At 44.4% G+C, this 23878-nt stretch carries 21 protein-coding genes; 16 read left to right on the top strand and 5 right to left on the bottom strand.

From position 1 onward, the window contains the following. Window positions 1-239: 239 nt before the first annotated feature. The 8 genes from QUA58_RS12660 (at window position 240) to QUA58_RS12625 (ending at window position 9934) form a co-directional block, all read left to right on the top strand. Window positions 240-1481 carry a transposase gene (locus QUA58_RS12660; RefSeq protein ID WP_333394338.1) on the top strand — a complete coding sequence of 414 codons (1242 nt, stop codon included), beginning with the start codon at window positions 240-242 and terminating at the stop codon, window positions 1479-1481. A gap of 125 nt (window positions 1482-1606) precedes the next feature. Then, the gene (locus QUA58_RS12655; protein WP_333394337.1) at window positions 1607-3199 is read left to right on the top strand and encodes a type II CAAX endopeptidase family protein; all 1593 of its coding nucleotides are present in this window, start codon (window positions 1607-1609) and stop codon (window positions 3197-3199) included. Window positions 3200-3719: 520 nt separating this feature from the next. Continuing rightward, on the top strand, window positions 3720-3932 hold the full coding sequence (locus QUA58_RS12650) for a hypothetical protein (RefSeq protein ID WP_333067199.1): 213 nt from the start codon (window positions 3720-3722) through the stop codon (window positions 3930-3932). A gap of 94 nt (window positions 3933-4026) precedes the next feature. Beyond that, window positions 4027-4374: an NINE protein gene (locus QUA58_RS12645; RefSeq protein WP_333045272.1), complete on the top strand. Its 348-nt coding sequence runs from the start codon at window positions 4027-4029 to the stop codon at window positions 4372-4374. Window positions 4375-4576: 202 nt separating this feature from the next. After that, on the top strand, window positions 4577-5314 hold the full coding sequence (locus QUA58_RS12640; RefSeq protein ID WP_333253885.1) for a helix-hairpin-helix domain-containing protein: 738 nt from the start codon (window positions 4577-4579) through the stop codon (window positions 5312-5314). A 26-nt stretch (window positions 5315-5340) separates the two neighbouring features. Beyond that, window positions 5341-5823 carry a DUF29 domain-containing protein gene (locus QUA58_RS12635; protein ID WP_333253888.1) on the top strand — a complete coding sequence of 161 codons (483 nt, stop codon included), beginning with the start codon at window positions 5341-5343 and terminating at the stop codon, window positions 5821-5823. A 293-nt stretch (window positions 5824-6116) separates the two neighbouring features. Then, the gene (gene chlG, locus QUA58_RS12630; protein WP_333394334.1) at window positions 6117-7127 is read left to right on the top strand and encodes a chlorophyll synthase ChlG; all 1011 of its coding nucleotides are present in this window, start codon (window positions 6117-6119) and stop codon (window positions 7125-7127) included. A gap of 239 nt (window positions 7128-7366) precedes the next feature. After that, complete coding sequence (locus QUA58_RS12625; RefSeq protein WP_333394333.1) at window positions 7367-9934, top strand: PBP1A family penicillin-binding protein; 2568 nt, start codon at window positions 7367-7369, stop codon at window positions 9932-9934. A gap of 23 nt (window positions 9935-9957) precedes the next feature. Here QUA58_RS12625 and QUA58_RS12620 read toward each other — a convergent pair whose 3' ends face one another. The 3 genes from QUA58_RS12620 to QUA58_RS12610 form a co-directional block, all read right to left on the bottom strand. Then, window positions 9958-11307 (bottom strand): 16S rRNA (cytosine(967)-C(5))-methyltransferase, encoded by a 1350-nt coding sequence (locus QUA58_RS12620; RefSeq protein WP_333253893.1) that lies wholly within the window; start codon window positions 11305-11307, stop codon window positions 9958-9960. Window positions 11308-11423: 116 nt separating this feature from the next. Beyond that, complete coding sequence (locus QUA58_RS12615; RefSeq protein ID WP_333394332.1) at window positions 11424-12098, bottom strand: Uma2 family endonuclease; 675 nt, start codon at window positions 12096-12098, stop codon at window positions 11424-11426. Between the two features lie 166 nt (window positions 12099-12264). Then, complete coding sequence (locus QUA58_RS12610; RefSeq protein WP_333394329.1) at window positions 12265-15111, bottom strand: tetratricopeptide repeat protein; 2847 nt, start codon at window positions 15109-15111, stop codon at window positions 12265-12267. Between the two features lie 375 nt (window positions 15112-15486). Between QUA58_RS12610 and QUA58_RS12605 the strand changes: the two genes are divergently transcribed. Both QUA58_RS12605 and QUA58_RS12600 read left to right on the top strand, forming a co-directional pair. Next, window positions 15487-15756, top strand: coding sequence for a hypothetical protein (locus tag QUA58_RS12605; RefSeq protein ID WP_332984812.1), 270 nt, complete (start codon window positions 15487-15489; stop codon window positions 15754-15756). A gap of 190 nt (window positions 15757-15946) precedes the next feature. Next, entirely contained in the window at window positions 15947-16651 is a 705-nt protein-coding gene (locus QUA58_RS12600; RefSeq protein ID WP_333253900.1) for a hypothetical protein, read from the top strand. 454 nt (window positions 16652-17105) lie between these two features. On the opposite strand, the gene QUA58_RS12595 is transcribed toward QUA58_RS12600, so the two are convergent. Together QUA58_RS12595 and QUA58_RS12590 are read right to left on the bottom strand one after the other, a co-directional pair. Next, window positions 17106-17552, bottom strand: coding sequence for an NADAR family protein (locus tag QUA58_RS12595; protein ID WP_333394327.1), 447 nt, complete (start codon window positions 17550-17552; stop codon window positions 17106-17108). Window positions 17553-17600: 48 nt separating this feature from the next. Further along, window positions 17601-18314, bottom strand: coding sequence for a hypothetical protein (locus QUA58_RS12590; protein ID WP_333253905.1), 714 nt, complete (start codon window positions 18312-18314; stop codon window positions 17601-17603). Between the two features lie 121 nt (window positions 18315-18435). Between QUA58_RS12590 and QUA58_RS12585 the strand changes: the two genes are divergently transcribed. The 6 genes from QUA58_RS12585 (at window position 18436) to QUA58_RS12560 (ending at window position 23819) form a co-directional block, all read left to right on the top strand. Beyond that, a complete protein-coding gene (locus QUA58_RS12585) occupies window positions 18436-19518 on the top strand; it encodes a dipeptide epimerase (RefSeq protein ID WP_333394325.1) in 1083 nt (360 codons plus the stop codon). Window positions 19519-19565: 47 nt separating this feature from the next. Further along, window positions 19566-20351: a Uma2 family endonuclease gene (locus QUA58_RS12580; RefSeq protein ID WP_333253963.1), complete on the top strand. Its 786-nt coding sequence runs from the start codon at window positions 19566-19568 to the stop codon at window positions 20349-20351. A gap of 80 nt (window positions 20352-20431) precedes the next feature. After that, complete coding sequence (locus QUA58_RS12575; protein ID WP_333253910.1) at window positions 20432-21481, top strand: DUF1611 domain-containing protein; 1050 nt, start codon at window positions 20432-20434, stop codon at window positions 21479-21481. Between the two features lie 43 nt (window positions 21482-21524). Beyond that, window positions 21525-22157, top strand: a complete 633-nt coding sequence (locus QUA58_RS12570) for a type I restriction endonuclease (protein WP_333394324.1) — start codon at window positions 21525-21527, stop codon at window positions 22155-22157. After that, on the top strand, window positions 22154-22624 hold the full coding sequence (locus QUA58_RS12565; RefSeq protein WP_333253915.1) for a GNAT family N-acetyltransferase: 471 nt from the start codon (window positions 22154-22156) through the stop codon (window positions 22622-22624). Before QUA58_RS12570 ends, QUA58_RS12565 begins: the two co-directional genes overlap by 4 nt. 625 nt (window positions 22625-23249) lie before the next feature. Beyond that, on the top strand, window positions 23250-23819 hold the full coding sequence (locus tag QUA58_RS12560) for an NfeD family protein (RefSeq protein ID WP_333394321.1): 570 nt from the start codon (window positions 23250-23252) through the stop codon (window positions 23817-23819). Window positions 23820-23878: the final 59 nt, after the last annotated feature.

Genomic DNA, 23878 nt, shown 5'->3' with positions numbered 1-23878 from the left:
AGCCTGGGGATAAATCCAGGGCTTAAAACGATTCAAAAGATCGGCCAGTAGAAATTTTACCAGTTGTGGGGACACGATCGGCTGCAACGACCTATACAAAAGATGCCGATAACCCCGACCTTTTAAGGCCCGGATGAAGGCTAGTCGCAACTTTTAAGTTGCTAGTCACCAGATAAGATATGACTGTTGTCAACATATCTACAAAATGATATAATTTTTTGTAGAGTTAGTCAACAACCATGCTAAATCTCAGTTACGAGTACAAACTAAAGCCGACAGACGAGCAGATTTCAGAAATCGAAAGAACTCTGGTAATTTGTCGTAAGGTTTGGAACTACGCATTGAGAGAGCGTAAGGACTGGATCAACTCTCGTAAATGTCCGATTAATGCTTGCTCTACGTTGAGCGAGTACATTGTTTCGACGGATGCTCCCTACCCAAATTATTATGCTCAGGCGGCGGGGCTAACAATCGCCAAAGAGTTGTATCCCGAACTTAAAACGGTTAACGCTCAAATGCTTCAACAGGTGTTAAGAAAGCTAGAAACAGCCTTCCTAGACATGAAACGCAAGGGAATGGGATTCCCTAGATTTAAAAATAAATACCGAATGCGGTCGTTTGTATTTCCCCAAATGCTAAAAAATTGCATCCAAGGAAATAGTATTAAACTCCCACAGTTGGGTATTGTTGAGTTCATTAAATCAAGAGAGATTCCTAATGGGTTTGCAGTCAAGCAAGCTCGAATTGTGCGGAAGGCTAGTGGATATTTCGTCATACTTTCATTAGAGTGTGGTGTTAATGTGCCTGAGCCTGTTGCACATGGATTCCCCGTTGGCATCGATATCGGTTTAGACCAATTTTTAGCAACTTCTGAAGGCAAATTAGTTAAACGTCCTAAGTTCTTAGCAGTCGAACACCGCAAGCTTAAATTGCTGCAACGTCGGCTCAAGAACAAGAAGAAAGGATCTAACAACCGTCATAAGTTGAATCAAAAAATTGCTAGGCGGCATCAGCGTGTAACCGATACCAGAAAAGATTGGCAGTTCAAATTAGCTCATGAAATAGTAAAAGATGCGGGAATGATATTTGTTGAAGATATCGATTTTCGAGTCTGGGCTAAAGGAATGTTTGGCAAACACACCTTGGATGCTGGTTTTGGACAATTTATTTCGATTCTGTCGTGGGTATGCTGGAAACAAGGCGTGTATTTTGAGAAGGTAAATAAAGATTACACTTCTCAAGTTTGCCCTAATTGTGATGCCCATACTGGCAAGAAAGAGCTTAATAACCGAGTTCATCATTGTCAAGCGTGCGGGTATACAACACATCGAGATGTAGCAGCGGCTCAAGTTATCCGTAATCGCGGATTATCCGCCGAGGGACGCTCGGTAGATATAAAAGAAATTGCCTGTGGAGGCGGTCTGACGGGGACTGGAAACAGTCTAGTTAAGAGCCAAAGAGACAGGAAGAAGAAAGCATGAATGTGTGGCTTGAGCCTCGCGGAATGCAACCTTTGAGAATCCTCGTGCATTCATGCCGAGAAGTACGTCAAGATTAAAGACGGAAAAGATTTAGCCACGGATTCGCGCGGGACGGAAAAGCAGGAATGACACTGAAGCGGGTTATTTTAGGTATTTTAACGGCGATCGCGATCGCCCTGGTCGGTTTATCTTTAGTTGCTAGTTGGAACCAGCCACAAATTCAAAGTCGGCTGGAACTCTACCAGACAAATTTGCTGCTTCACGCCTCCGAGTGGCAAGGAGAAAATAATCAGAGTGCTAATTTAAGTTCGGCGCGCAACAATATTGTCGGTGCAGATCCTTTAAATACGGCTTTGACGCAATATCAAGCAGCGCGAGACTCGACTTGGAAAACTCTGGAAAAAACTCAAGCACAATTTAAAGCAATTCAGCCTACTATCGCCTCCAACTCTGAAGATGGTAATCTGAAACTTGCTCAACAAAATGCTTTGTCAGAGTCGGTAAATCAACAGTCAACTTTGCAAAACGAACTTGACTTGCGCCTAGGAATTTTGCAGGTAAGCAGCGGCAAAACTGAAGCGGCGCTCCAAACTTGGAACAATTTAGTCGATCGTTACAAAACTCAAATTGACGACGCTCCTTCGGCGGCAACTGCTCAAGTTTTAACGGGAATTTGGAGCAATCCGGCTCAACTGCTGCCGGATGCCGAGCCACGCATTCAAAAGTCTTTGGACGGCTGGTTTCGCTATCGCGCTCTCGCTCAACTTTACAAGCTGCAAGAACGTTCTAAGGATCTGGTGGCGCTGCAAGTAGCAGAGCAAGCAACGGCTGAACAAGCTGTTGAAAAGTTGGCAATTATTGTTGGCGTTCCGGCGATATCACTTTGTATTGGCACGGTTTTGCTGGTTGGTTTGACTGTGCAGTGGCTGTTCCAGCGGAAGCGGTTAGATACAGCAGGTTCCGGCCCGCTGTTGGCGCGAAATGCGAGCTTGACTTGGGATGTGCCTTGGGATGGTGAAATTGTTTGGCAGGTACTTGTGGTCGGCTTTTTCTTTGTCGGGCAAATCTTGATTCCCTATTTATTGCTGCCTGTTTCTCTGGCTGTTTTAAAACTCAATCCTGCTACTTTTGACCCGCGCGACAAGGCTTTTTATATCTTTGCTACTTATTTGTTGCTGTCGGCTGGGGGGCTTTCGGTACTGTATTTTTCGGTCAAGTCTTTTTTGCCTTTGCCGGAAGGTTGGTTTCGGATTAATTGGCGGGGAAATTGGTTTTTGTGGGGTTTTGGCGGCTATTTTGTGGCTTTGCCTTTGGTGGTTTTGGTGTCGCTGATCAATCAGCAATTCTGGCAGGGACAAGGTGGCAGTAATCCGATTTTGCCGATCGTCCTCGAAGGTAGAGACAACGTGGCTTTGGTGGTGTTTTTCGGCACTGCTGCGATCGCCGCTCCGGTTTTTGAGGAAATTGTGTTTCGAGGCTTTCTGCTGCCTTCTCTGACTCGCTATTTGCCTGTTTGGGGGGCGATCGCAGCTTCTGCTTTCTTGTTTGCGGTGGCTCACTTGAGTGTCTCTGAGATTCTGCCTTTGGCGACTTTGGGTGCGGTTTTGGGGTTTGTGTATACGCGATCACGCAATCTACTTGCTCCTATGCTTCTCCACAGTCTTTGGAACAGCGGGACTCTCCTGAGTCTGTTTCTTTTGGGCGGCGGCGCGAGTTAATTGGGGCGGTTGTTAATAATTGTGAATTAATCGAGTTTTTTGGAGAGCGATCGTCAGGGCGATCGACTCTTGCCAAAAACAGCAGTAGGGTGCTCGGTGCGCCCCTGATATCTAGTCCGTTCAGTTGACAGTTGACAGTTGACAGCTTGCCCTGAGCGAAGTCGAAGGGTTGACAGTTGACCGCACGGGTAGCGACCTCTACCTGGAAGGAAGAGGATTGAAGTAATGAATAGTCTTCTTTTAATTTCTCCCGAGCAGGCTTTGGGCTTTAAACCAATTCTTTCTGGTAAAATAACCCGAATTCCTATAGGGGCGGGTTCACCCTAATCTGTAATATCAGCAACAGATCCAGATCTGCCCGCCCCGGTTCCTTACTTTAGCGGAAAAACAGGGTTTAACATGGAAGTAATATCTTGTCGGCTGATGATTGAGAGACTCACGCGGGCGATCGTACCAAACGGAAGTTGACAATCCGGCTAATTTATAGCTAAATTTTAATTTAGGATGAGGCTTAAACCGAATGAGCAATTTGAACAGCCGCAACTTAGAGGGAACGCCGAGTTGGATGCGTTTCGCACCCTACGCAGCCTTGGGAATTTTAATATTTTCTCTCAATTCAGGCAGCGAACTAAATTATTTCTTGAGAGGCTACTTGGTCATTCTACAAGCTCAAGCCGGTATAGTTCTGCTGTATTTTGCGATGTCTAAGTTTCGCAAAAACCCAAATAAATGAGTAAAAATTAGTAAGATTACTTAGCTAGCTCGTTAAATGTCGAGAGTTAAAGGTCGATCGCGGAAGTTAAAATAAAAAACTGGGGAAAGTAAAAATGGTAAAAGATAAAACCGTAGCAGTTGTGTTAGCTTTCTTTGTAGGAGGTTTCGGAGTTCACAAATTTTATTTGGGCAATAACTTAGCAGGGGTATTATACTTGCTATTTTCTTGGACATTAATTCCGTCACTGATCGCATTTTTCGATTTTATCGGGCTGCTGCTGATGTCGGAACAAGCTTTTCAGGTACAGTACAATGGCGGCACGTTGCCGTCGGGGTATGCCCTCAGAGCCGCAAAAGATGTAACCGGGGCGATCGGCGAATTGAAAAAACTTTACGATATGGGCGCTATTACGGCCGAAGAATATGAAGAAAAACGCCAAAAACTGCTGCGAGAATTGTAATTAAGAAGGAATAATTCAGTTGACAGTTGACAGTTGACAGTTGACAGTTGATAGCGACCTCTACCTGGAAGGAAGAGGATTGGAGTAATGAATAGTCTTCTTTTAATTTCTCCCGATCAGGCTTGGGGCTTTAAACCAATTCTTTCTGGTAAGAAGAAAGAAGAAGGAAGCCCACTATTAAAAAAGTGGAATTGAAATAAGTGTGAGAACACAACTATTTAAGGATAAAATTAAAGTGTCTCAAGATTTATACTGGCTGCGTCAAACTCCAAATTGGGTGTGGTATGCTTTTATTCCCTACTTCGGCGGATTGGCGATCGCCTATGCAGGCCAAAAGTCAAATATTCGCAGTTGGATGGGATGGGGTGTTGCCATTACTTTAGCAGCACTAGCGGTATCTTCTTCAACTAATTTGGGTACGATCGTGTGGATTGCTCAAATTGTCACTGCTTTTAGTTTGAAAAAGCGCTATCTGATCAAAACCGCACCTAGAGGTTTACTGGTTCCTGCAACTGCGACAAATGCCGAAGAACTGGCAAACGTGCGCGGCAAAATAGATATTAATGAGTGTACCAAAGACGATATGGTCAGAATCTTGGGTTTGCCCATAGTCTACGCCAACGATATTGAATCTTTGCAAAACGAAGGCTACATTTTTACCCACGCCGAAGAGTTATCAGAAATAGCCGGAGTTCCCGAAAGTCACGTCAGACGCATCGCCCCGATGATTTGCTTCAGCTATAATTATCAAAAAGAATTGCAGTTTACTTGGAAACGGTTAAATATTCTTTCGCCGGAAGAGTTAATCGCCAGCGGTTTAGATCGATATGTTGCGGAAAAAATAGTTAGAGAAAGGCAGAGAAAAGGCGCTTACAAATCAGTTGTCGAAGTCAAGCGGCGGACGGGACTGCCTTTTGATTCCTACCGCCATATTTGTTAATTTACAGTTGTTAGCACGAACAGCTTATGACAACAAAATTAGAAGTTGACAGACAAAAATTGTATGATACAGATTACCTGAAATGGATTGAAACCACTGTGGAAAAGTTGCGGGTTCGCGACTATTCAAACATCGACTGGGAAAATCTGATTGCAGAAATAGAAGACATGGGGCGAAGTGAACGCCGGAGTTTAGAGAGTAATCTGGTGGTAATTCTCCTGCACTTGCTCAAGTGGCAATTTCAACCGGATCAAAGAAGCGGTAGTTGGAAAGGCAGCATTGTCGAACATCGCAGACGCATTCGCAAAGCTCTGAAAGATTCCCCCAGTCTCAAACCATATCTTGAAGAGGTACTGGCTGAATGCTATGCGGATGCAGCAGAACAAGCAAGTGCTGAAACTGGATTGCTTGTAGAGACGTTTCCGAAATTATGTATCTACAGTGCTGTCGAGGTTCTAGATTCTGAATTTTTGCCAGATTTTCGGCCAGAGGAGATGATTCAAGGGTAGTATGGCAAAAAAGCTCGATCGCCTCCTGGTAATTGACATTAAATGCACCTGCGGGCAAAAATCTCCGCCAGCAGGCGGGCAAGCGCGAAATTATAAAAAAAGTATTTATAATCTTGACATTTACACAAAATAATGATATTTCAATATATTGTGAAACTCGTACTTTTCCCTAGCATAAACTCCAAACCAGGGTAAGTTTTCCAGAATCTGCCTTAAATATCAGTGGTAAGCTATCTGAATTATTATTGAAATGCAAAACGACACAATAGTAGCAGTACCGCTAACATCAAATTATGTCTGACTCTCCTCCATCCCAAATCTCCCCAGAAGCTGCACCGGAAAGTGCTGCTACCGAAAACCGCGGTGCCAAAACTCGGCAACTGTTGGGCATGAAAGGGGCCGCTAGCGGGGAAACTTCCATCTGGAAGATTCGCTTGCAATTGATGAAACCGATTACCTGGATTCCCTTAATTTGGGGCGTGGTGTGCGGGGCGGCGTCTTCTGGAAACTATGTTTGGAACCTAGAGAATTTCTTGATCGCAGCAGCTTGTATGTTGATGTCAGGGCCGTTGCTGACCGGTTACACTCAAACTTTGAACGATTTTTACGATCGCGAAATCGACGCCATTAACGAGCCCTACCGTCCAATTCCCTCCGGTATCATCTCGATTCCCCAAGTAGTAACACAAATTTTAGTATTATTAGCGGCTGGCATTGGGGTGGCTTATGCTCTAGACTTGTGGGCGGGTCATGAATTCCCGATAATGACTGTTTTGACTCTCGGCGGCGCGTTTCTAGCTTATATCTACTCGGCGCCCCCGCTGAAACTCAAGCAGAATGGCTGGTTGGGAAATTATGCCCTGGGTGCTAGCTACATTGCCCTGCCTTGGTGGGCGGGTCAAGCTTTGTTTGGTACACTAGATCCCACCATTATGATCTTGACCCTGTTTTATAGTTTGGCAGGGCTGGGGATTGCGATCGTCAATGATTTCAAAAGTGTTGAGGGCGATCGGCAATTAGGGTTAAAATCTTTACCAGTGATGTTTGGCATCAGCACCGCAGCTTGGATTTGCGTTTTGATGATCGACATCTTTCAAGCTGGGATTGCAGGCTACCTGATCAGCATCCACCAAAACCTTTACGCTGTCATTCTGCTGCTGCTGATAATTCCCCAAATTACTTTTCAGGATATGTACTTTTTGCGTAATCCCCTGGAAAATGATGTTAAATATCAGGCAAGTGCTCAGCCTTTCCTGGTTTTGGGTATGCTGGTAGCAGCCTTGGCACTGGGTCATGCGAGTTAAGCAGAGTTTTGAGGTTTGAGTTAAAAAATTTTGAATTCAAAAAATCTAATTCACTTCTCAAAAAAATACCAAGCTCTGCAGCGTTAAGAAAAGTTTTGAATTTTGAGTGGTGAATTAAAAAGTTTTTAATTCAAAAAACCTAATTCAAGGCAGCGTGTTATTCAAGAAAAAATGTCGAATTAAAAATTAAGAATTTAAGAAAGCTAGCTTTTTTAATTTTTAATTTTTAATCGGACTTGATGAGGTTTGAAGGTCTGAACGTGGCAGAATTTTTCTCAAATATCAAAGATACATTGAGCAAAGTCACTAACGCAATAAGCGGTAATTCCGATCGAGAACCGCCGAAGGATGCGAAGGGCAATAAGCTCAACTCGCCGGAATCGGAGGCGGAATTTTCTCCACGGACAAGGGATGAGCGATCCGAGTATGTGGTATCAGAAGATGCTGCGCCTCTAGAAGAGTCAGAATATTTAGAGTCAGAATATTTAGAGTCAGAATATTTAGAGCCAGAATACGCTCGATATCCAATAGTCAATCGCAATTGGCAAGGGTTGAAGCGCTTAATTGCGTGGTTGGAAATTGAACCTCAAGTTACCAGCTTGCAAACCAAGGGAAAAGAATTGTTGCGGCCGGGATTAAGTTTGCTGGGAACTAAATCCCCCCAAAAATCGGATAGTAGCGAATTGCCGGAAAAGAGCGCATCGCCGAACACCCAACTGCAGATAAATACGGCACTAGAGGAAAATAGCGCACCGCAGGAAAATACTAAAAAACGTATCCCCCGCCGTCCTAAATTTTGGATAAGTTTAGGTGTGGCTAGTATAGGCGGGGGCGCTTTAATCTACGGTTTATGGATTTTGTACACCTTAGACAAAGGTTTGCCCGATGTTAACGATTTGTCAGCGTTTAACCGCGACGGAACGCTGACAATTAAGGCGGCAGATAATACGATTTTGTTGCAGTCGGGGCCTGCAACTAGAGATAAACTGCAACTTAAAGAAATTCCCGAACTGTTGGTTAAAGCTTTTATTTCCATAGAAGACCGCCGTTTTTACCAACATCGCGGGGTGGATTATCAAGGTATTGTGCGATCGATTGTTTCTAATTTGATAGCGAGAGATTTAGTCCAGGGCGGCAGCACAATTACGCAACAATTGGCTCGCGTTGTTTTTCTCAATCAGGAAAGAAGTATTAGGCGGAAGGTTCGGGAAGCTCTTTTAGCTCAGAAAATAGAGCGGGAGTTGAGTAAAGACCAAGTTTTAGAAAGATATTTAAATCTGGTTTATTTGGGTTCGGATGCCTACGGAGTGGCAGATGCGGCTTTGGTTTTCTTTAGCAAAACAGTCGATAAATTAACTTTGGCAGAGATGGCAACTTTGGCGGGTTTGCCGCCGGCACCGAGCGAATATTCGCCTTTGGTTAACCCGGATATTGCTAAGCAACGCCGCAATCTTGTGCTGAAACAAATGCAGGAAGCGAAGGTAATTACAGACGCTGAGGCGAAGGAGGCGATGGCGGAACCTATCGCAGTTAAACCAAGTCCGCCGAAGCGATTTAAAGTAGTCGCACCTTATTTTGCTAGTTACATTCGGAAGGAATTGCCGCGCTATGTTTCTCAGGATGCTTTGGAAGCTGGTGGTTTGACTGTTGAGACGACGGTGGATTTGAAGTGGCAGAAAATAGCGGAAAAGGTGGTTAAAGATGCGATCGAAGTTGATGGCCGCCGTCAGGGTTTTGAACAGGCCGCTTTAGTTTCTATGGACACTAAGACTGGGGAAGTTAAGGCGCTGGTGGGCGGCGGAAATTTTAAGGAAAGTGAGTTTAATCGCGCTACGCAGGCTTTGCGGCAGCCCGGATCGACGTTTAAAGGGTTGGTTTATGCCGCGGCGATGGCTGCTGGTTTTTCTCCCTATGACGGTTACGAAGACGAACCAATTATTATCGACGGCTATCAACCGAATAATTATGGCAAAAAATTTAGCGGTTGGCGATCGATGTCTGATGCTTTGACGCGTTCGGTGAATGTCGTAGCTGTGAAGGTGTTGATGGATGTGGGCTTTGAACCGACGATCAAATTAGCCAACGATATGGGAATTAAATCGAAATTGAGTCCGATTTATTCCCTAGCTTTGGGTTCTTCGGAGGTGAATTTGTTGGAGTTAACCAATGCTTACGGTACTTTAGCCTCGCAAGGGAATTTTATTGAAGCCCACGGAATTAAGCGGGTGATTAATCAGCGGGGAGATGTGATTTATCAGGCTAATTTTAAACCGAAGCGGGTTTTGGATAAGGATAGTGCTGCGATTACTACTTGGATGTTGGAGGGTGTTGTGCAAGACGGTACGGGGGGGCCTGCTGCTTTAAACGATCGCGCTGTGGCTGGCAAAACTGGTACTTCGGAAAATGTCAGGGATTTGTGGTTTATCGGTTATATTCCACAGGTGGTGACTGGCGTTTGGCTAGGGAATGATGACAATTATCCCACCTGGGGAACTAGCGGTACGGCGGCTTACAATTGGCGCGATTTTATGAATCAAGCTGTTAAGGGAATGCCGGTTGAGAAGTTTCCGAAGTTGCCGGAGTTGGAGGGCCGCAAGGGCAGTATTAAAGCTAAACCAGTGCAGCCTAAGAGGATTATTCGGGGGATGATTGTGAATGAGGATGGTGCGATCGTGCCTTACAATCCCAATCCTCAGCCGAAGTATTACCCACCGCAAGAGCCAGCTTATCAAGAACCTGCTTATGAAGAGCCAGCTTATCAAGAACCTGCTTATCAAGAACCTGCTTATCAAGAACCGGGATATTAAACTCTCGGTTTGGAGTAAGGGTTTTAGTTTTTTTTCAATTGCTTTAGCCTCACCATAAAAAAGCCGTCCATCTGGTGTCTGTGCGGCCACACTTTCACCCATCCTTCGGGTGATGGCTGTACGGGTAAATCAATTGTTGGCAGTTCGATTTGCCAGTGAGGATTGCTGTCTAAGAACGATCGCACAACTTGTTCATTTTCCAAGGGATGAATCGTGCAAGTTGCGTAAACTAATACGCCGCCGGACTTGACAAATGTCGCGGCATTTGCTAATAGTTCCGATTGCAGTTGGGATTGTTGTTGAATGTTTTCCGGCGTGTGCCGCCAGCGGGCGTCGGCGCGGCGGTGGAGGGTTCCGAGGCCGGAACAAGGTGCGTCTAATAATACTCTGTCTGCTAGGTTGATAAATTCTGGGAATTCGCGGCTGTCTCCGGTATGAATTTTAATGGATTTCATCTGGAGTCTGTCTGCATTTTCTTTAAGTTTTTTGAGTCTGCTGGCGGTTTTGTCGCAGGCATAAATAGTGCCTTCATCCTGCATTAGTTCAGCGCTGTGGGTGGTTTTCCCTCCGGGCGCAGCGCAGGCATCGATGATGATTTCCCCTGGCTGTGGATCGAGTAAATGGGTGACTAATTGAGCGCTGCTGTCTTGGATTGTCCACCAACCTTCGCTATATCCGGGAAGGTTTTGAATTGCGCCGGTGCTACCATTTAGTCTTAATGCTTGGGGTAAATGGGCGATTCTGCTAGTGGAGATGTTCTGGGCTTGGAAGGCAGTTTCGATTTGGGCGATCGAGGTTTTTAAGGGATTGATTCTGAGGTGAATTGTGGGGGATTGATTGAACCATTCACAGAGTTGTTCCGTTTCAGTTTCGCCTATTTGTTCGATCCACAATTCTACTAGCCAGTCGGGGAAACTGTGGATAATTCCGAGGCGTTCGACTGATGATTTATACTTAGTAATTGTTAATGGGTTTAAGTCGGTTTCTGTTAAACGGATGTATTGTCGCAGCAAACCGTTGACAAAACTGCTGAGTCCTGCAAAGCCATTTTCTTTTGCTAGTTGAACGGTGGTGTTGACGGCGGCGGAGGGGGGAATATTGTTGAGATATTGGAGTTGATAGAGGCCTAAATGCAGGAGGGTGCGGAGGTCTGGCGGTTGTTGGGAGGATTTTTTTGTGGCTAGTTTGTCGATGATGAAGTCGATAGATCGCATTCTCCTAACGCTACCGTACACTAATTCTGTGACTAAACGGCGATCAAGGTCGCTGAGTTGGGAGTTGCGGAAAGTGCGATCGAGTGCGGCATCTGCGAATGCACCTCGGCGGTGGACTTCGCGGAGTGCGAGAAAAGCTATTTGGCGGGGATTTTGCATAGTTAAGATATGGAGACCTAGAAACCGGGTTTTTTACGATAATACTTCGTTACAGCCTGCAGATTCGGTGAAAAACCCGGTTTCTGACGACCCGTGATTCCAGGACTATAAAAGTTTCAAATTTCCTCTGGATTTATGCCCATTTCTCGGAGTTTTTCTGAAAGGCGATCGGCTTTTTGCTGTACTAACTCTTTCTCCTGTCGTTCTTGTTCCATTTGTCTTGACAACTCCACATAAGACAAAAACTTCAGTCCGTCAGGACGATAAATTTCCAAGTCTCCCGATGCAGTTTCAAAACGTGTCTGCAAACGCGGACTTACCCAACCCTCCATTGATTCAATATAGTTGAGTTCTCCGTCACTTCGCAGCCAACCTATTAACTCATTATCCTCTGGATCGTAGACATAATATTCTTCGACTCCATAATTTTCATAGAACTTAAACAGCTTAAACATTTCTCCCAGTCGGTTGCCGGGGGAGATGATTTCAAAGACAACTTGCGGCGCAATATTATCTTCAAGCCACTGTTTGTAGGAACCTCTGTCACCTTTGGGTCTGCCAAAGACTACCATAGTATCAGGTGCTTGGCGAGTTTTGTTATCTCCTTCGACGGGATACCACAGCAAATCACCTGCTACAAAGACATTTTCGTTGTCTTTGAATAAGGCATCTATTCCGCCTTGAATTTTTACGATTAATTGGAACTGTTTGGTATTGTCAGACATGGGTTTTCCGTCGCTGTCTGGGTAGATGATTTCTGGCAAACTTTGAGTCGGAATTGTTGTTGTCATGGGGATGACTCCCTTGCTAGTAGCATCAATTTCTATTTTATACCTATTTTATAGGACTTACGCAGGGGGCCCAGAAACCGGGTTTTTCACGAAAAGACTTCGTTGCAATCGGCAGATTAGGTAAAAAACCCGGTTTCTTTGTGGGAGTGCGTAAGTCCTGTTTTACTTATTCGGGTTTTGTTGACACCAATGGTTCTAATAAATTGCGTTCTTCGATCGCAAGTTCTAGCAAAACTCGTCTGTCGCCCTTTGTTTCCTTATAGCGGACAGCCGCTTTCAGCAGGCGGATGGGAATTTGAAATTCGTCGTACTTGCTGGTTAGTTCTTGCCACAATTCTAACCAAGTGCGTGCGGCTTTGTCGCTTACCATTTCTGACATTAGCGCGGGGATGTTTCGCACGATTCCCTGTCCTAAGATTGAGAGATATTTATGTTTTTCGTAAACTGCAATTAGGCTGGTGATGCGAGGTTTCCAGACGGCTACATTCTTGTTGGCGAAGAGGTTGTTGATAATTACCTCAGTATGTTCGCTGCTGGCATCATCGTCTGATTCAATACATTGGAATGCGTCATCTAAGGCAGCGATGCCTTCATCCCAATGATTCAATCCAAGAATAGCAATAACGACGTTGAAGAAGACAGATGAAGATGGATTGCCAAGTTCGAGCACTCTATTTAAAGATGCTAAAGCTTCATCGTAGCGTTTAATTCTGTTGAGTAGATCGCCTCGTAGAGCCCAAACGAAGAGATTGTCGTACTCAAGCTCGATCGCTCTATCTAAGGATGCTAAAGCTTCATCGTAGCGTTTTAAGCTGTTGAGTAGATAGCCTCGTATAAACCAAACAAGCCGATCGTCGCACTCAAGTTCAATCGCTCGATCATAAGATGTTAATGCTTCATTATAGCGTTTTAGATTATAAAGTACATTGCCTCGGTGAGCCCAAGCCCAAGCATCATTAGTATCACTTTTGAGCGCCAGATCGTAAGCTGCTAAAGCTTCTTCATAACGTTTTAGGTTATTAAGTACATAGCCTCGGTTAGCCCAAGCTGGCTGATAATTGACATCAAGTTTAGTCGCTCGCTCGTAAGATTCTAATGCTTGATCATAGCGTTTTAGATTATAAAGTACATTGCCTCGTAAAGTCCAAATATCCAGATCGTTGGGATCTAGTTCGATCGCCCGATCAAATGATACTAAAGCTTCTTCATAGCGTTTGAGCTGGTTGAGTACATTGCCTCGTAAAAACCAAATATACTGAATATTACGATCGTGTTCGATCACTCGATCGTAAGCTCCTAAAGCTTCTTCATAGCGTTTGAGCTGGTTGAGTACATTGCCTCGTAAAAAACAAATATACTGACTATTGTCATCAAATTCGATCGCCCTATCGTAAGATACTAAAGCTTCTTCATAGCGTTCGAGGTCGTCGAGTACATCACCTCGGATACGCCAAGCCCTCGCATAATGGAAGTCACCTTCAATAGCTTTGTCTAAACATTCCAAAGCTTCATAATAGCGTTCTAGCCTACTTAAACAGTATCCCTTTACCGACCAATCCTTGGCCTCCCCCCGACTTGCTACCAATTTTTCCGCATATTCTAAAGCCGAAACATAGTCTTTCTGTTCAATACAATTTTCAATTTCATCAAAATAAGCCTTCAGACGCGGGTCTTCCTCATTTCTCTCAATAGCCTCAAGCGCCCGCGTATAATATTCTCGTTCCATCACAGCATCAGGTGGAATCGGTTTCAAACCTTGCCGATACATAAAATGACATTCTTTGTCCGCCAAATCAACATCCGCCATCCTCAATCCCAATCGCTGCTGCAATTCTTTCCGCGTATACCAAACCCGAATAAAATCCACAATTAATCGAATCGGTTGATTTCGCTGCTTCTTTACCTCCAGACAAAAACGCATCAATGGTTCCCGCAATTCATACCACGATTCCCGTCCTATCTCCTCAGTTTTGACATAACCCTTATCTCGCAAATCTTTAAGTTGGCTAGATACAGTTCGCTGCTCAATAAAACAGCGCTTAGCAATTTCTTTAACTGGTGCAGCACCACCTCGATCGCACAAAAAATCAACAATCTTTCGCTGCTGATTTGAAAGATATTTCATCCGATCCTGATAGTAGGGCGTGAGGCTGTCCAGCATTTCCATGAACGGTGCTACCAATTTATCGAGCGATTCAGGAGTCATCAGAAAAGCCGAAAAAACAATGTAGACGCGAGGACTGCCACCAGAAAGGTAATGCACAACTTTAATGCGATCGCGCCCTGTGGGACTTTGAATAAAAGATGCTAAATCACTATTCCCTTCTAAATTCGCAATATGATTTAATAAAGCTACAGCATCATCGAGCTTAAACTCATCTAATTCATGTAAATCAAAAAAATTATAAAAAGGATGATTAGAGAGCTTGACTCCATCAAACAAACTTTGTGATGTTGCCAAAATTGTCAAAAAAGAATTATTTTGAATATACGCCCTCAACTGCTTCTGCCCGAAATCCCCCAAGCCACTAAACACGTCCTCTAAATTTTCGACAATCAACAACAGCACCCGCTTGCCAACAAAGTCTCTCAGCAATTCTGCGGCCTTGAATTCAGCTTGCTCCGGCGACAAATCATAAAGCTTTTCAACATCATCCTGTAACTGAGCTTCATATTCTGGCTTATATTCTTTAGCAATTGCCCGGAATATTCCCCGCAATAAATCCAAAAAAGACGCAATCCCCCATTCCTCTTCTTGCAGCCACGCAATTAGCAATTTATCCCGCAAATCTTCCATCTTAACTACGCGATGATAAATCAGGGAAACCAAGTGCGTTTTGCCAATGCCGCGCGGCCCAATTAGTAGTTGAAAATGCTTGTTATCTGTTAGGGCGCTCACCCGAATTAGCTCTACTAAACGTTCTGCCAGTGCGTGACGCTGTACTAAGATAGCTTCCAGGGTTTCTGGTGACATCAAGCTAGGAGTAAATCGAGAGATAAATGTATTTTTCATAATATCTATTGGGTTTAACTGGTTCCTCGGCTCTGCCTGGGAACCGATATCTAGAGGCTCTGCCTCGTGGGTTGCGGAAGAAAACAGGAGGCAGAGCCTCCGGATCAGCTTCCCCAGGCAGAGCCGGGAAGGAGAAAATGCTTGTTAGACGAGGCTTTTACAGTTTATACGTCTAATTTACCATAGCTTCTAAAAATATACGTTATTTTTGTTGTATATTTTTAAAAGCAGTGTTAGACTGCCTTTAACAAGCAAACAAGCGCCACTAGCTGTTACTAGAGACGCTTTCGATCGCTTATCAGTTTTCGGGAGCCACTGGGTGCAACCAGTAGGACCCTCATGTTGTTTATGGTCTATATAGACCGAGGATTTCTCATGACCAATTATAACAGCGAACAGCTCAATCTGTTCACCCAGCCGATCGCAGTTTTGGTGGAAATGGGCTGCAATGTTGAACGTGCCGCCGAATATACCAAATGCTCAAAAAGCTCAATCTACGATCGGCTAAGAAAAAATAAACCCTATCTGCGACAGGTTCCCACAGGTACGTGGCAAATTTACTCTACAGGCAAAAAAGATGGCTCAATTCTTGTGAATGTTGCCTTCATTTATTCTCCAAAAGATAAGAATTGGAGACTTGCTTGAGCTCAAATCTCAAGGCTGCGTTAGTCCAAAGCTTAACGCAGCCTTCTGCCTCTTCGGTTGCTGAGGAAAACAGCAAGCAGAGCTTCCAAATCTGCGTCCCCAGGCAGAGCCAGGGAACAAGAAAAAATCTGAAAAATATTCCTTAAGACTTGTTACAATACACAAAACTTCATACTTTCCCCAACACTGGATGACCTTTTTCAACGCCTCCGAACCCCTAATCCGCTGCAAACAGGAACATCTCGACGTACAAGACCGCGAAGGCCTGTTGCAACTCCGCTGGCAAATTGGAAATATTACTCTTTTCTCAGGACTTTATACCCGCATCGACCAAACTTTTCTGCTTTGGGGTTTGGTGACAGGGGGGATTTTTTTTACGGCTCAGTTTGTCCCTATCAGTTGGAGCTTTCAGGCGATTCTGTGGTCAAGTTTGACTTTAGTTGGCACTGCGGCAATGGCTGTTTTGACTTTGTTTTGGGTAAGAGTCGAGCGAGTTAGCTGGATTCTTTACTCTTGGGCGATTTTGATGATAACTGGTTTGGTTCTGACCGATTGCAGTATTTTTGCCGGTTGGGGAGGTTTGTTGCTGCACCTTTGCGATTTATGGTTGGGGTTGAGCGCGATCGGCTATTTTTGTACTGGACTCGGTTTGCGATCGCGCACTTTTATCGCGATCGGACTAACTCATTTATTTAGCATCCCTCTATTAACTTTTGTTGCACCTTGGCAATATCTAACCACTGGCATAATTATGGCCGGCTGTTTGTTGTTATTGTCCGAATTGCAGTGGGATATGCGATCGCCGATCGACAATACTTTGCTAAGTGCAGAACACAAAGAATTTAACCGAATTCAACAGCAACTGCGACAGAGTGGCGCAATTATATCCAAATAAATCACAAATGTAAAGAATTCTGTACAACAGCTAAGACTTGACACAAATCCAACACAATAGAAAGATACAGCATCAATAAAAAACAAACTTTAACCAGAACAGGAGTTTTGCTGTTTGACCTGTGAATCGCCACCCTAAGGAGAACCGTGTCCGGGAGGCGACTGGCGAACAAATGCTGTACTTGCGACGATAAAAGTTAATTCGGGTTGACAGTAGTTGTTGAAATCAAAATGTGGTGCAGGGTTTTTACCGTTTCCCCTGCTTTGCAGTCTTCTCGGAGAGGCTAAACCCTCTACCAGAACAGCCTGAGGAGATTGGCACAAAATTCGACAGTTGGTCAGGCGGATTTTTGAGTCAGCGTGTTTAATAAAATTGGGAAAATGCTCGCCTAGAGCCTTGCAGGACTTACGATTAAAACAAGTCCTGCTTTATGATGGGAAATTTAAATTATGTTTTACTCTGGCGTGCGTTCTCGCAATATTTCCCTTACTTCCATTAAAATCTGGCCCAACATATTTTTGCCGCTGCCCTCTTTACCGCAACCCCAATAGTAATCAACAGGGGAATTTTCGACTATTTCCTCATCCGCAGTAGCGAGTAAAATTTCTCTAATTTCGGCATGAGTTTCAAATTTTCGGAGTACGGCTTTTCGCATCATATCATCTTTTACGTCTTCCCAATCTTTGCGGAGGGGACGAGATCGATCGCGTCCCATTTTTGCTGCATCTTTCGGTGTTTTTGCTTGGCGAATTTGGTCGCAGTGAACCGTTGCGGGAAACTTTTGTGCTTGAAAATAATGCTCAGTAGTTGGCCAATATTCTCCGTCTAACTCGAATCCATGACTGGAAAAATTAGAAAAACAGCCGTATTCGCTGCCAGTGGTGTAGAAATAGATAGCCATAAAGTCTGCGATTTCAATTGCGTTAATAATCTTGATTGATGGTCAGTTTTACCTCTCGGTATTATCCACTATCTTCAACCGCAAATCAATAGTTTCAAGATAGGAAGCGATGTAAGACAGCAGGGCATAGATAAATACTATCACCCCTACCATTTCCAAAATTTCCTCAACAGAAGCCAACAAACCGTAGATCAAGTTTCGCTGGCCAACCGCATCTGCATAATAGCCACAAACCATTTCCATGCCAAGTGCTCCACCGACATATATACTGCCTGCCAGTAAAAAGAAATGCCTTGTTTTCCGGGGTAGGTGCCGGAGAAACTTGAGATAAGCCAGCGCAGTAACCGCAACAAAAATTGCCCCCGGAATTACCCAAATGAAGTAAAAAATTCCCCCTAAATCTAGTGCTTTTCGCAAGTCGTTAATAATTAATATTTCGTGCAGACTCAATATTTCATCTAAAGAAAAAAATACAAACATGAATGCCAGCGCTTTCCAGTGTCCAAAATACCGATCGCCCTGCTTCTTCTTAGCAGTAGCAATAATACCTAGCAAAATCGCGCAAAACAGCAAAGTAAATGACGAGTACCACGAAGGATAATTTATTTCCCTGTCTAAATTAAATAAACTAATCCAGCGTTCTTGATAGTTGAAACCGTAGCGCAGAACTTGTACAATGCAACCAGCAACAGCAAAAAAGAGCACCCAAATGCTGAGAGAGAAAGCAACTCTCTTCGGCGAAACTGAAATTAGGAATTTCATCAAGTTTTTGATAAACTAGAACAAGCAAAATCAAACTATAAAGTAAAAAGTCAAAAATCGCAAGAGTGGCGCAATCCGCCCCCTCAGATTTTTATTTACAAAAAATCACCAATCACTGACAATGCACGTTCAAATTGAAACATTCACTGTCCGCAAGCGGTTTGCCCTTACCATCAGCCGCGGTACAACAGCCCAAAGTACGAATTTATGGGTAAAATTAACACACGAAGGTATCGAAGGTTGGGGAGAAGCATCCCCCTTTTCCAGAGGTTCTAAGCCCCAAACTACCGAAAGTCTGCTAGCAGCATTGCAGGAAGTTGCACCGCTACTAGAAAAGTTTACTCCGTTCGATCGCCAAAAAGTCGAACAAATCTTCATCGAAGTCGAGTTACCCTCCGCCGCCCGCGCCGGCATCGACATGGCAATGCACGACTGGCTGGGCCACAAAGCAGGCTTGTCGCTGTGGAAAATGTGGGGATTAGATCGATCACGCATCGTCCCCACATCCGTCACCATCGGCATAAATTCGCCGTCTGGTGCCAGAGACAGAGTGCGCGATTGGTTTGGCAAAGATGCGACAGATCCCGCAAGCATCAAATACCGTGCCGTCAAGGTAAAATTAGGAAACCCCGAAGGAATCGAAGCCGACAAAGCTATGTTAATCGCAGTATTAGACGAAGCACCAGCTAACCTTCAAATCAGTGTAGATGCTAACGGCGGTTGGAGTTTAAAAGATGCTGTAGAAATGTGTCGCTGGCTGGAAAAATATAACATCAAGTATGTCGAACAGCCGCTGTCACCAGTAGCAGATTTGGCTGAATTCGCAGAACTTTACCGTCAATCACCGCTGCCAATTTTTGCTGATGAAAGTTGCTTTGACAGTTCGGATATACCCAAGTTAGCACACTGCGTCCACGGCATCAATATCAAAATGATGAAATCCGGCGGATTGAGCGAAGCTATGCGGATGATTCACATCGCCAAAGCCTGCAATTTGGAAGTGATGTTCGGCTGCTATTCCGATAGTGCGATCGCCAATACCGCCGCCGCACAACTTTCCCCCCTCGCTGATTACTTGGATTTGGACAGTCACTTAAATTTAATCGACGATCCTTTCACCGGTGCAGTCGTTGAAAATGGGTGTTTGTTGCCAAATGGGCGATCGGGATTGGGAGTGCAGCGAATTGACATTGTAGAAGATTGACATTGTAGAATAAAGGTATCGCTCAAAACTAATCTGGAAATGCCATGATGCCAGTGGAATCAATTGCAGAGGAAACTGATAGAGAAGCAGAGCTTTTCTTTGAAGGACACAAGCCGCCGACTGATTTAATTTTTGATGATGGTGCAGAAATGGAAAGCAACCGCCACCGTATAGCCATGAACGTTTTAATCCGTTCCGTAGAACAAGGTTTAGCTAGCCGGAACGATTTTTTTGTCGGTGGCAATATGTTTATTTATTACAGTGCTAAACAGATTCGCAATCAGGATTTCCGAGGCCCGGATTTTTTCGCTGTGTTGGGTGTTGACAGCAATACTTCCCGACAAGGCTGGGTAGTTTGGGAAGAAAACGGACGTTACCCGGATGTCATTGTGGAACTGCTGTCGCCGTCAACGGCAAATCAGGATACAGGCAAAAAAAAGGATATTTACGAGCAGGTTTTTAGAACGCCTGATTATTTTGTTTTCGATCCTTTCGATCCGAATTCTTTGCGGGGATGGCATTTAGATAATAATCAACGCTATCAACCGTTAGTACCCAACGAGCGGGGTTGGCTGTGGAGTCAAACTTTAGGCTTTTGGTTGGGGGCTTGGGAAGGAATTGTCGATCGAGAAACAGCAGTCTGGGCGCGTTTCTACGACGAGTCTGGCAATCTAATTCTGTTACCTGAGGAAGCTGCTCAACAGCAAGTAGAAACTGCTCAACAGCAAGCCGAAGCTGCTCAACAGCAAGCCGAACAGGAACGCCAACGAGCCTCGCGACTAGAGGCCAGATTGCGAGAATTGGGAGAAGATCCGAATGCTTTAAATCAGTAATCGCAAATCATAGCGAATAATCAATTGTAGATTGTAGATTAAATCTACAATCTACAATCCCCGATCTTAAAAGTGAACCAATGACTCAAAACTATCCTATCAAAAATGGCAAAGTTGCTATCTTGCTGCACGAGGGAATTCTCGGCCATTCCGGCAAAACAGGCTTAGCCTTTTTACGCTACAGCGAAGCACAAATTGTAGCAGTAATTGACCGCCAATGTACAGGAAAATCTTTGTCTGAATTAACTGGTATTCCTCAGCAAGTACCGATTGTTGCTTCCGTTGCAGAAGCACTGCAATTTGTGCCGGATATTTTGCTAATTGGTATCGCTCCATCTGGCGGTGTTTTGCCGCCGGAATGGTTGCCAGAAATTAATCAAGCGGTAGCAGCAGGTTTGTCGGTTGTCAACGGTTTGCACGCGAAACTTGCACCTTTGATAACGGTTCCGTTAACCGAAAATCAATGGATTTGGGACGTGCGTCAGGAACCGAAGTCTGTTGGGGCGATCGCCTCTGCCGCCGCTGCTAAATTAAGCTGTCGCCGCGTGTTAACCGTCGGTACAGATATGAGCGTTGGCAAAATGTCAACCAGTTTGGAACTCAATCGCACTTGTTTGCAGCGGGGTTGGCGTTCCAAATTTTTAGCAACCGGACAAACGGGTTTAATGATTGGAAATGAAGGCATTGCTTTGGATGCAGTGCGAGTTGATTTTGCCGCCGGTGCAGTGGAACAAGCGGTGATAAAATTGGGTTCTGAATGCGATATTCTGCACGTAGAAGGGCAAGGTTCGCTACTGCATCCGGGTTCGACGGCGACTCTGCCGCTGTTGCGGGGTACGCAGCCAACTCACTTAATTTTAGCGCACCGAGCCGGACAAATTCACCTTCGCCATCACCCGCACGTAGCAATTCCCAGGTTATCGAAAGTGGTTGAATTGTACGAAATGGTAGCTGCGGCGGCGGGTGCTTTTGTCGGGGCAAAAGTGAGCGCGATCGCCCTTAACACTCATCACTTAAATGAGGCAGATGCGCTGTTAGCAATAGCTGAAATTCAAGCAGAAACGGGATTGGCTTGTACCGATCCGGTGCGGTTTGGCGCGGAGGTGTTGCTGGGGGCGATCGCCAATTGATATGCTACAATAAGTTACAACTAGCTAAGAGCTACTGAAAATTATGACACAAAGCATTCAAGCAAAAACACTGACACTGCGCGATGTCAAAACAAAATTTAACTTCCAACTTGCAGAAGACGAGCAATTTTTCCGGGAGTGGATTGACGATTTACCAGAAATTACTGATGAAGAAAAGCGCTATCTAGACAAAATAAAGGTTGGCTATATTAACAGTGCCCAGTACCCCATGATCGAAGATACCGTGAAAATGGTGGTATTGGCTCCCTTGCTATTTTTAGCAGATTTTTTCCTAACTCCGTTTCACATAGAGTCCGAAAAATCGGTGGAACTTCTTACGGTGGATGAAGGTATACTTGTCAGAGGAAGTATTGATATTCTGCTTTTAATTGAATCTTTTTGGGTTGTGGCGATCGAAGCCAAGCGAGCTCAATATTCCCTTGATGCAGGACTTCCACAGCTACTCTTTTATATGCTGAGTAACCCCAATCCTGACAGACCAACTTTTGGACTTCTGACAAATGGCAGCAACTTCAGATTCATTAAATTGGTTAAACAAGACACTCCGCAGTACGCTTTATCTTATGAGTTTGTAATCGATCGCGCCCAGGACTTTTACGAAGTTTTTCGCATTTTCAAACGAATCGCTGCTGTAGTTTCCAACTATAACTCATGATTGCAAGTTCTGTTTCCTTACCCCCAGAATGCGTTCTACGCCCAGCGTCGGAGCAAGATATCAAATCAATTAGAAAGTTAGTCTGGAGTGCCAAACTCGATCCAACTCAGTTGCGCTGGGAGCAATTCTGGGTTATTGAATGTGAGGGAAAATTGGCGGCTTGCGGACAGTTGCGCAACTTTTCCGGCGCGCAAGAGTTGGGTAGTTTGGTGGTGGCGAAGGATTGGCGCGATCGCGGTTTGGGCATTTATCTCACAAAATATTTAATTCAACAAGCTACAGAACCGCTATACTTAGAATGTTTGGGAAAGCGACTCGCATCATTTTATACTCGCTTTGGCTTCGTAGAAGTTTCTGTGCAAGATTTGCCGCAGTCGCTTAAATTTAAGTTCGGTTTGTCTCAGTTAGCTAAAATTTTATTCAGAATTCCTGTAACAATTATGCAGTATCGAGAAAGTTTTTTATAAGTATGACTTTTATGAATTTAAGATTCTGAATTTATGAATTGATTTTAATTTCGACTTGTTCCATAATTGCGATTACAGGGCTAAAGCTAAAAAGTGGTTTTGTACGCTACTTATAGGATTCGCGGTGCAGTGTGCATCGCCCTACATATAGAGATTATGCGTCTCAGACTCGATTGCAGGGTGCGATCGACGTGCATTCATCAAAAACTTCTACCTCATCAGACTCGATCGCACTTGCATTCGTCACTACAAACTCATAACGGGTATTTTACCGGAGATGGTGTCAGTCATGGACTAGATATATATGGATCTTCCTGATGGGGCTACAGAGATTGCGTAAGTTCAGAGTTCACAGCCTGCGGTAGTCCACTTGGCTGAATTGGCACAACTATCAGCCAGATTCGTAGGCTGAAACAATTGATAAATCGTTGATTGCGGTTGTGAAATTGTCCTGTGCCAATACCATAGAGAGAAAGTGTCAGGGCGATCGCCCCACAGACATTCGATTCCTGGCAAATTAGTAAGTGTAGAGCAAACGAGTCACAACCCAGTCAAAAAAAGTAACCCCAAAAATAAAACATTTTCACAGTAGCAGTAATGCGGAATCAATCAATCTCTAATGTAGTTGACAACATCTACCCTTGAGGCAAAACCCACCAACGGCTCAACCACTAAATCCTTAATTCAATACCTCGGAATTACCGAATTTAGACCGCCCGCAACCGCTGCTCAAATCCCTTCAATATTTCAAAAATTCTTTACCTTTAATCCGGGTAGAGGCAGACAAGACAAGAACAATGAAATATCAGGGCAATCAATCAATCTCAACCGAGAAAATGCAGCCTCTCAAATAGCACAAACAGACAATTACACATCCCTATATTTTAACACAACAGGAGTAAATATCATGTTCAACGTACTAAAAGCTTTCGGCTCTATCTTCTCCACTCAAGGATACAGCACCGCCAACAATATGTTAATCAAAAATTACGTCAACACCAACTTTAACTATTTCAACGAAGAAGCAGTCGTCGATGAATCGATTTACCCGAATCAAACAGGTCGCGTCCGCTTCCAAGGTAGCTGGTGGCCCGCACGGTGCGATCGCCAAATCACCCTCACACCCGGAGACACCGTTTATGTCATCGGCGTTGACAGCATCACTCTGTTAGTTTCCCTCGCTCCCGCAGACTAAATCAGAGCATCAACAACCAGGAAATGCGACCTTTTAAATAGCATAAATAGGCGATTAAA

Source organism: Microcoleus sp. N9_A1 (assembly GCF_036701795.1).
Lineage (GTDB): Bacteria > Cyanobacteriota > Cyanobacteriia > Cyanobacteriales > Microcoleaceae > Microcoleus.
Note: the sequence above shows the minus strand (reverse complement) of the source record. Positions and strands in the feature narration are given on the sequence as shown.

What these genes read in the sequence shown, in the direction of transcription:
- QUA58_RS12660 (WP_333394338.1), top strand. Translation starts at nt 240, where the DNA reads ATGCTAAATCTCAGTTACGAGTACAAACTAAAGCCGACAGACGAGCAG.
- QUA58_RS12655 (WP_333394337.1), top strand. Translation starts at nt 1,607, where the DNA reads ATGACACTGAAGCGGGTTATTTTAGGTATTTTAACGGCGATCGCGATC.
- QUA58_RS12650 (WP_333067199.1), top strand. Translation starts at nt 3,720, where the DNA reads ATGAGCAATTTGAACAGCCGCAACTTAGAGGGAACGCCGAGTTGGATG.
- QUA58_RS12645 (WP_333045272.1), top strand. Translation starts at nt 4,027, where the DNA reads ATGGTAAAAGATAAAACCGTAGCAGTTGTGTTAGCTTTCTTTGTAGGA.
- QUA58_RS12635 (WP_333253888.1), top strand. Translation starts at nt 5,341, where the DNA reads ATGACAACAAAATTAGAAGTTGACAGACAAAAATTGTATGATACAGAT.
- chlG (WP_333394334.1), top strand. Translation starts at nt 6,117, where the DNA reads ATGTCTGACTCTCCTCCATCCCAAATCTCCCCAGAAGCTGCACCGGAA.
- QUA58_RS12625 (WP_333394333.1), top strand. Translation starts at nt 7,367, where the DNA reads ATGAGGTTTGAAGGTCTGAACGTGGCAGAATTTTTCTCAAATATCAAA.
- QUA58_RS12620 (WP_333253893.1), bottom strand. Translation starts at nt 11,307, where the DNA reads ATGCAAAATCCCCGCCAAATAGCTTTTCTCGCACTCCGCGAAGTCCAC.
- QUA58_RS12615 (WP_333394332.1), bottom strand. Translation starts at nt 12,098, where the DNA reads ATGACAACAACAATTCCGACTCAAAGTTTGCCAGAAATCATCTACCCA.
- QUA58_RS12610 (WP_333394329.1), bottom strand. Translation starts at nt 15,111, where the DNA reads ATGAAAAATACATTTATCTCTCGATTTACTCCTAGCTTGATGTCACCA.
- QUA58_RS12605 (WP_332984812.1), top strand. Translation starts at nt 15,487, where the DNA reads ATGACCAATTATAACAGCGAACAGCTCAATCTGTTCACCCAGCCGATC.
- QUA58_RS12600 (WP_333253900.1), top strand. Translation starts at nt 15,947, where the DNA reads ATGACCTTTTTCAACGCCTCCGAACCCCTAATCCGCTGCAAACAGGAA.
- QUA58_RS12595 (WP_333394327.1), bottom strand. Translation starts at nt 17,552, where the DNA reads ATGGCTATCTATTTCTACACCACTGGCAGCGAATACGGCTGTTTTTCT.
- QUA58_RS12590 (WP_333253905.1), bottom strand. Translation starts at nt 18,314, where the DNA reads ATGAAATTCCTAATTTCAGTTTCGCCGAAGAGAGTTGCTTTCTCTCTC.
- QUA58_RS12585 (WP_333394325.1), top strand. Translation starts at nt 18,436, where the DNA reads ATGCACGTTCAAATTGAAACATTCACTGTCCGCAAGCGGTTTGCCCTT.
- QUA58_RS12580 (WP_333253963.1), top strand. Translation starts at nt 19,566, where the DNA reads ATGCCAGTGGAATCAATTGCAGAGGAAACTGATAGAGAAGCAGAGCTT.
- QUA58_RS12575 (WP_333253910.1), top strand. Translation starts at nt 20,432, where the DNA reads ATGACTCAAAACTATCCTATCAAAAATGGCAAAGTTGCTATCTTGCTG.
- QUA58_RS12570 (WP_333394324.1), top strand. Translation starts at nt 21,525, where the DNA reads ATGACACAAAGCATTCAAGCAAAAACACTGACACTGCGCGATGTCAAA.
- QUA58_RS12565 (WP_333253915.1), top strand. Translation starts at nt 22,154, where the DNA reads ATGATTGCAAGTTCTGTTTCCTTACCCCCAGAATGCGTTCTACGCCCA.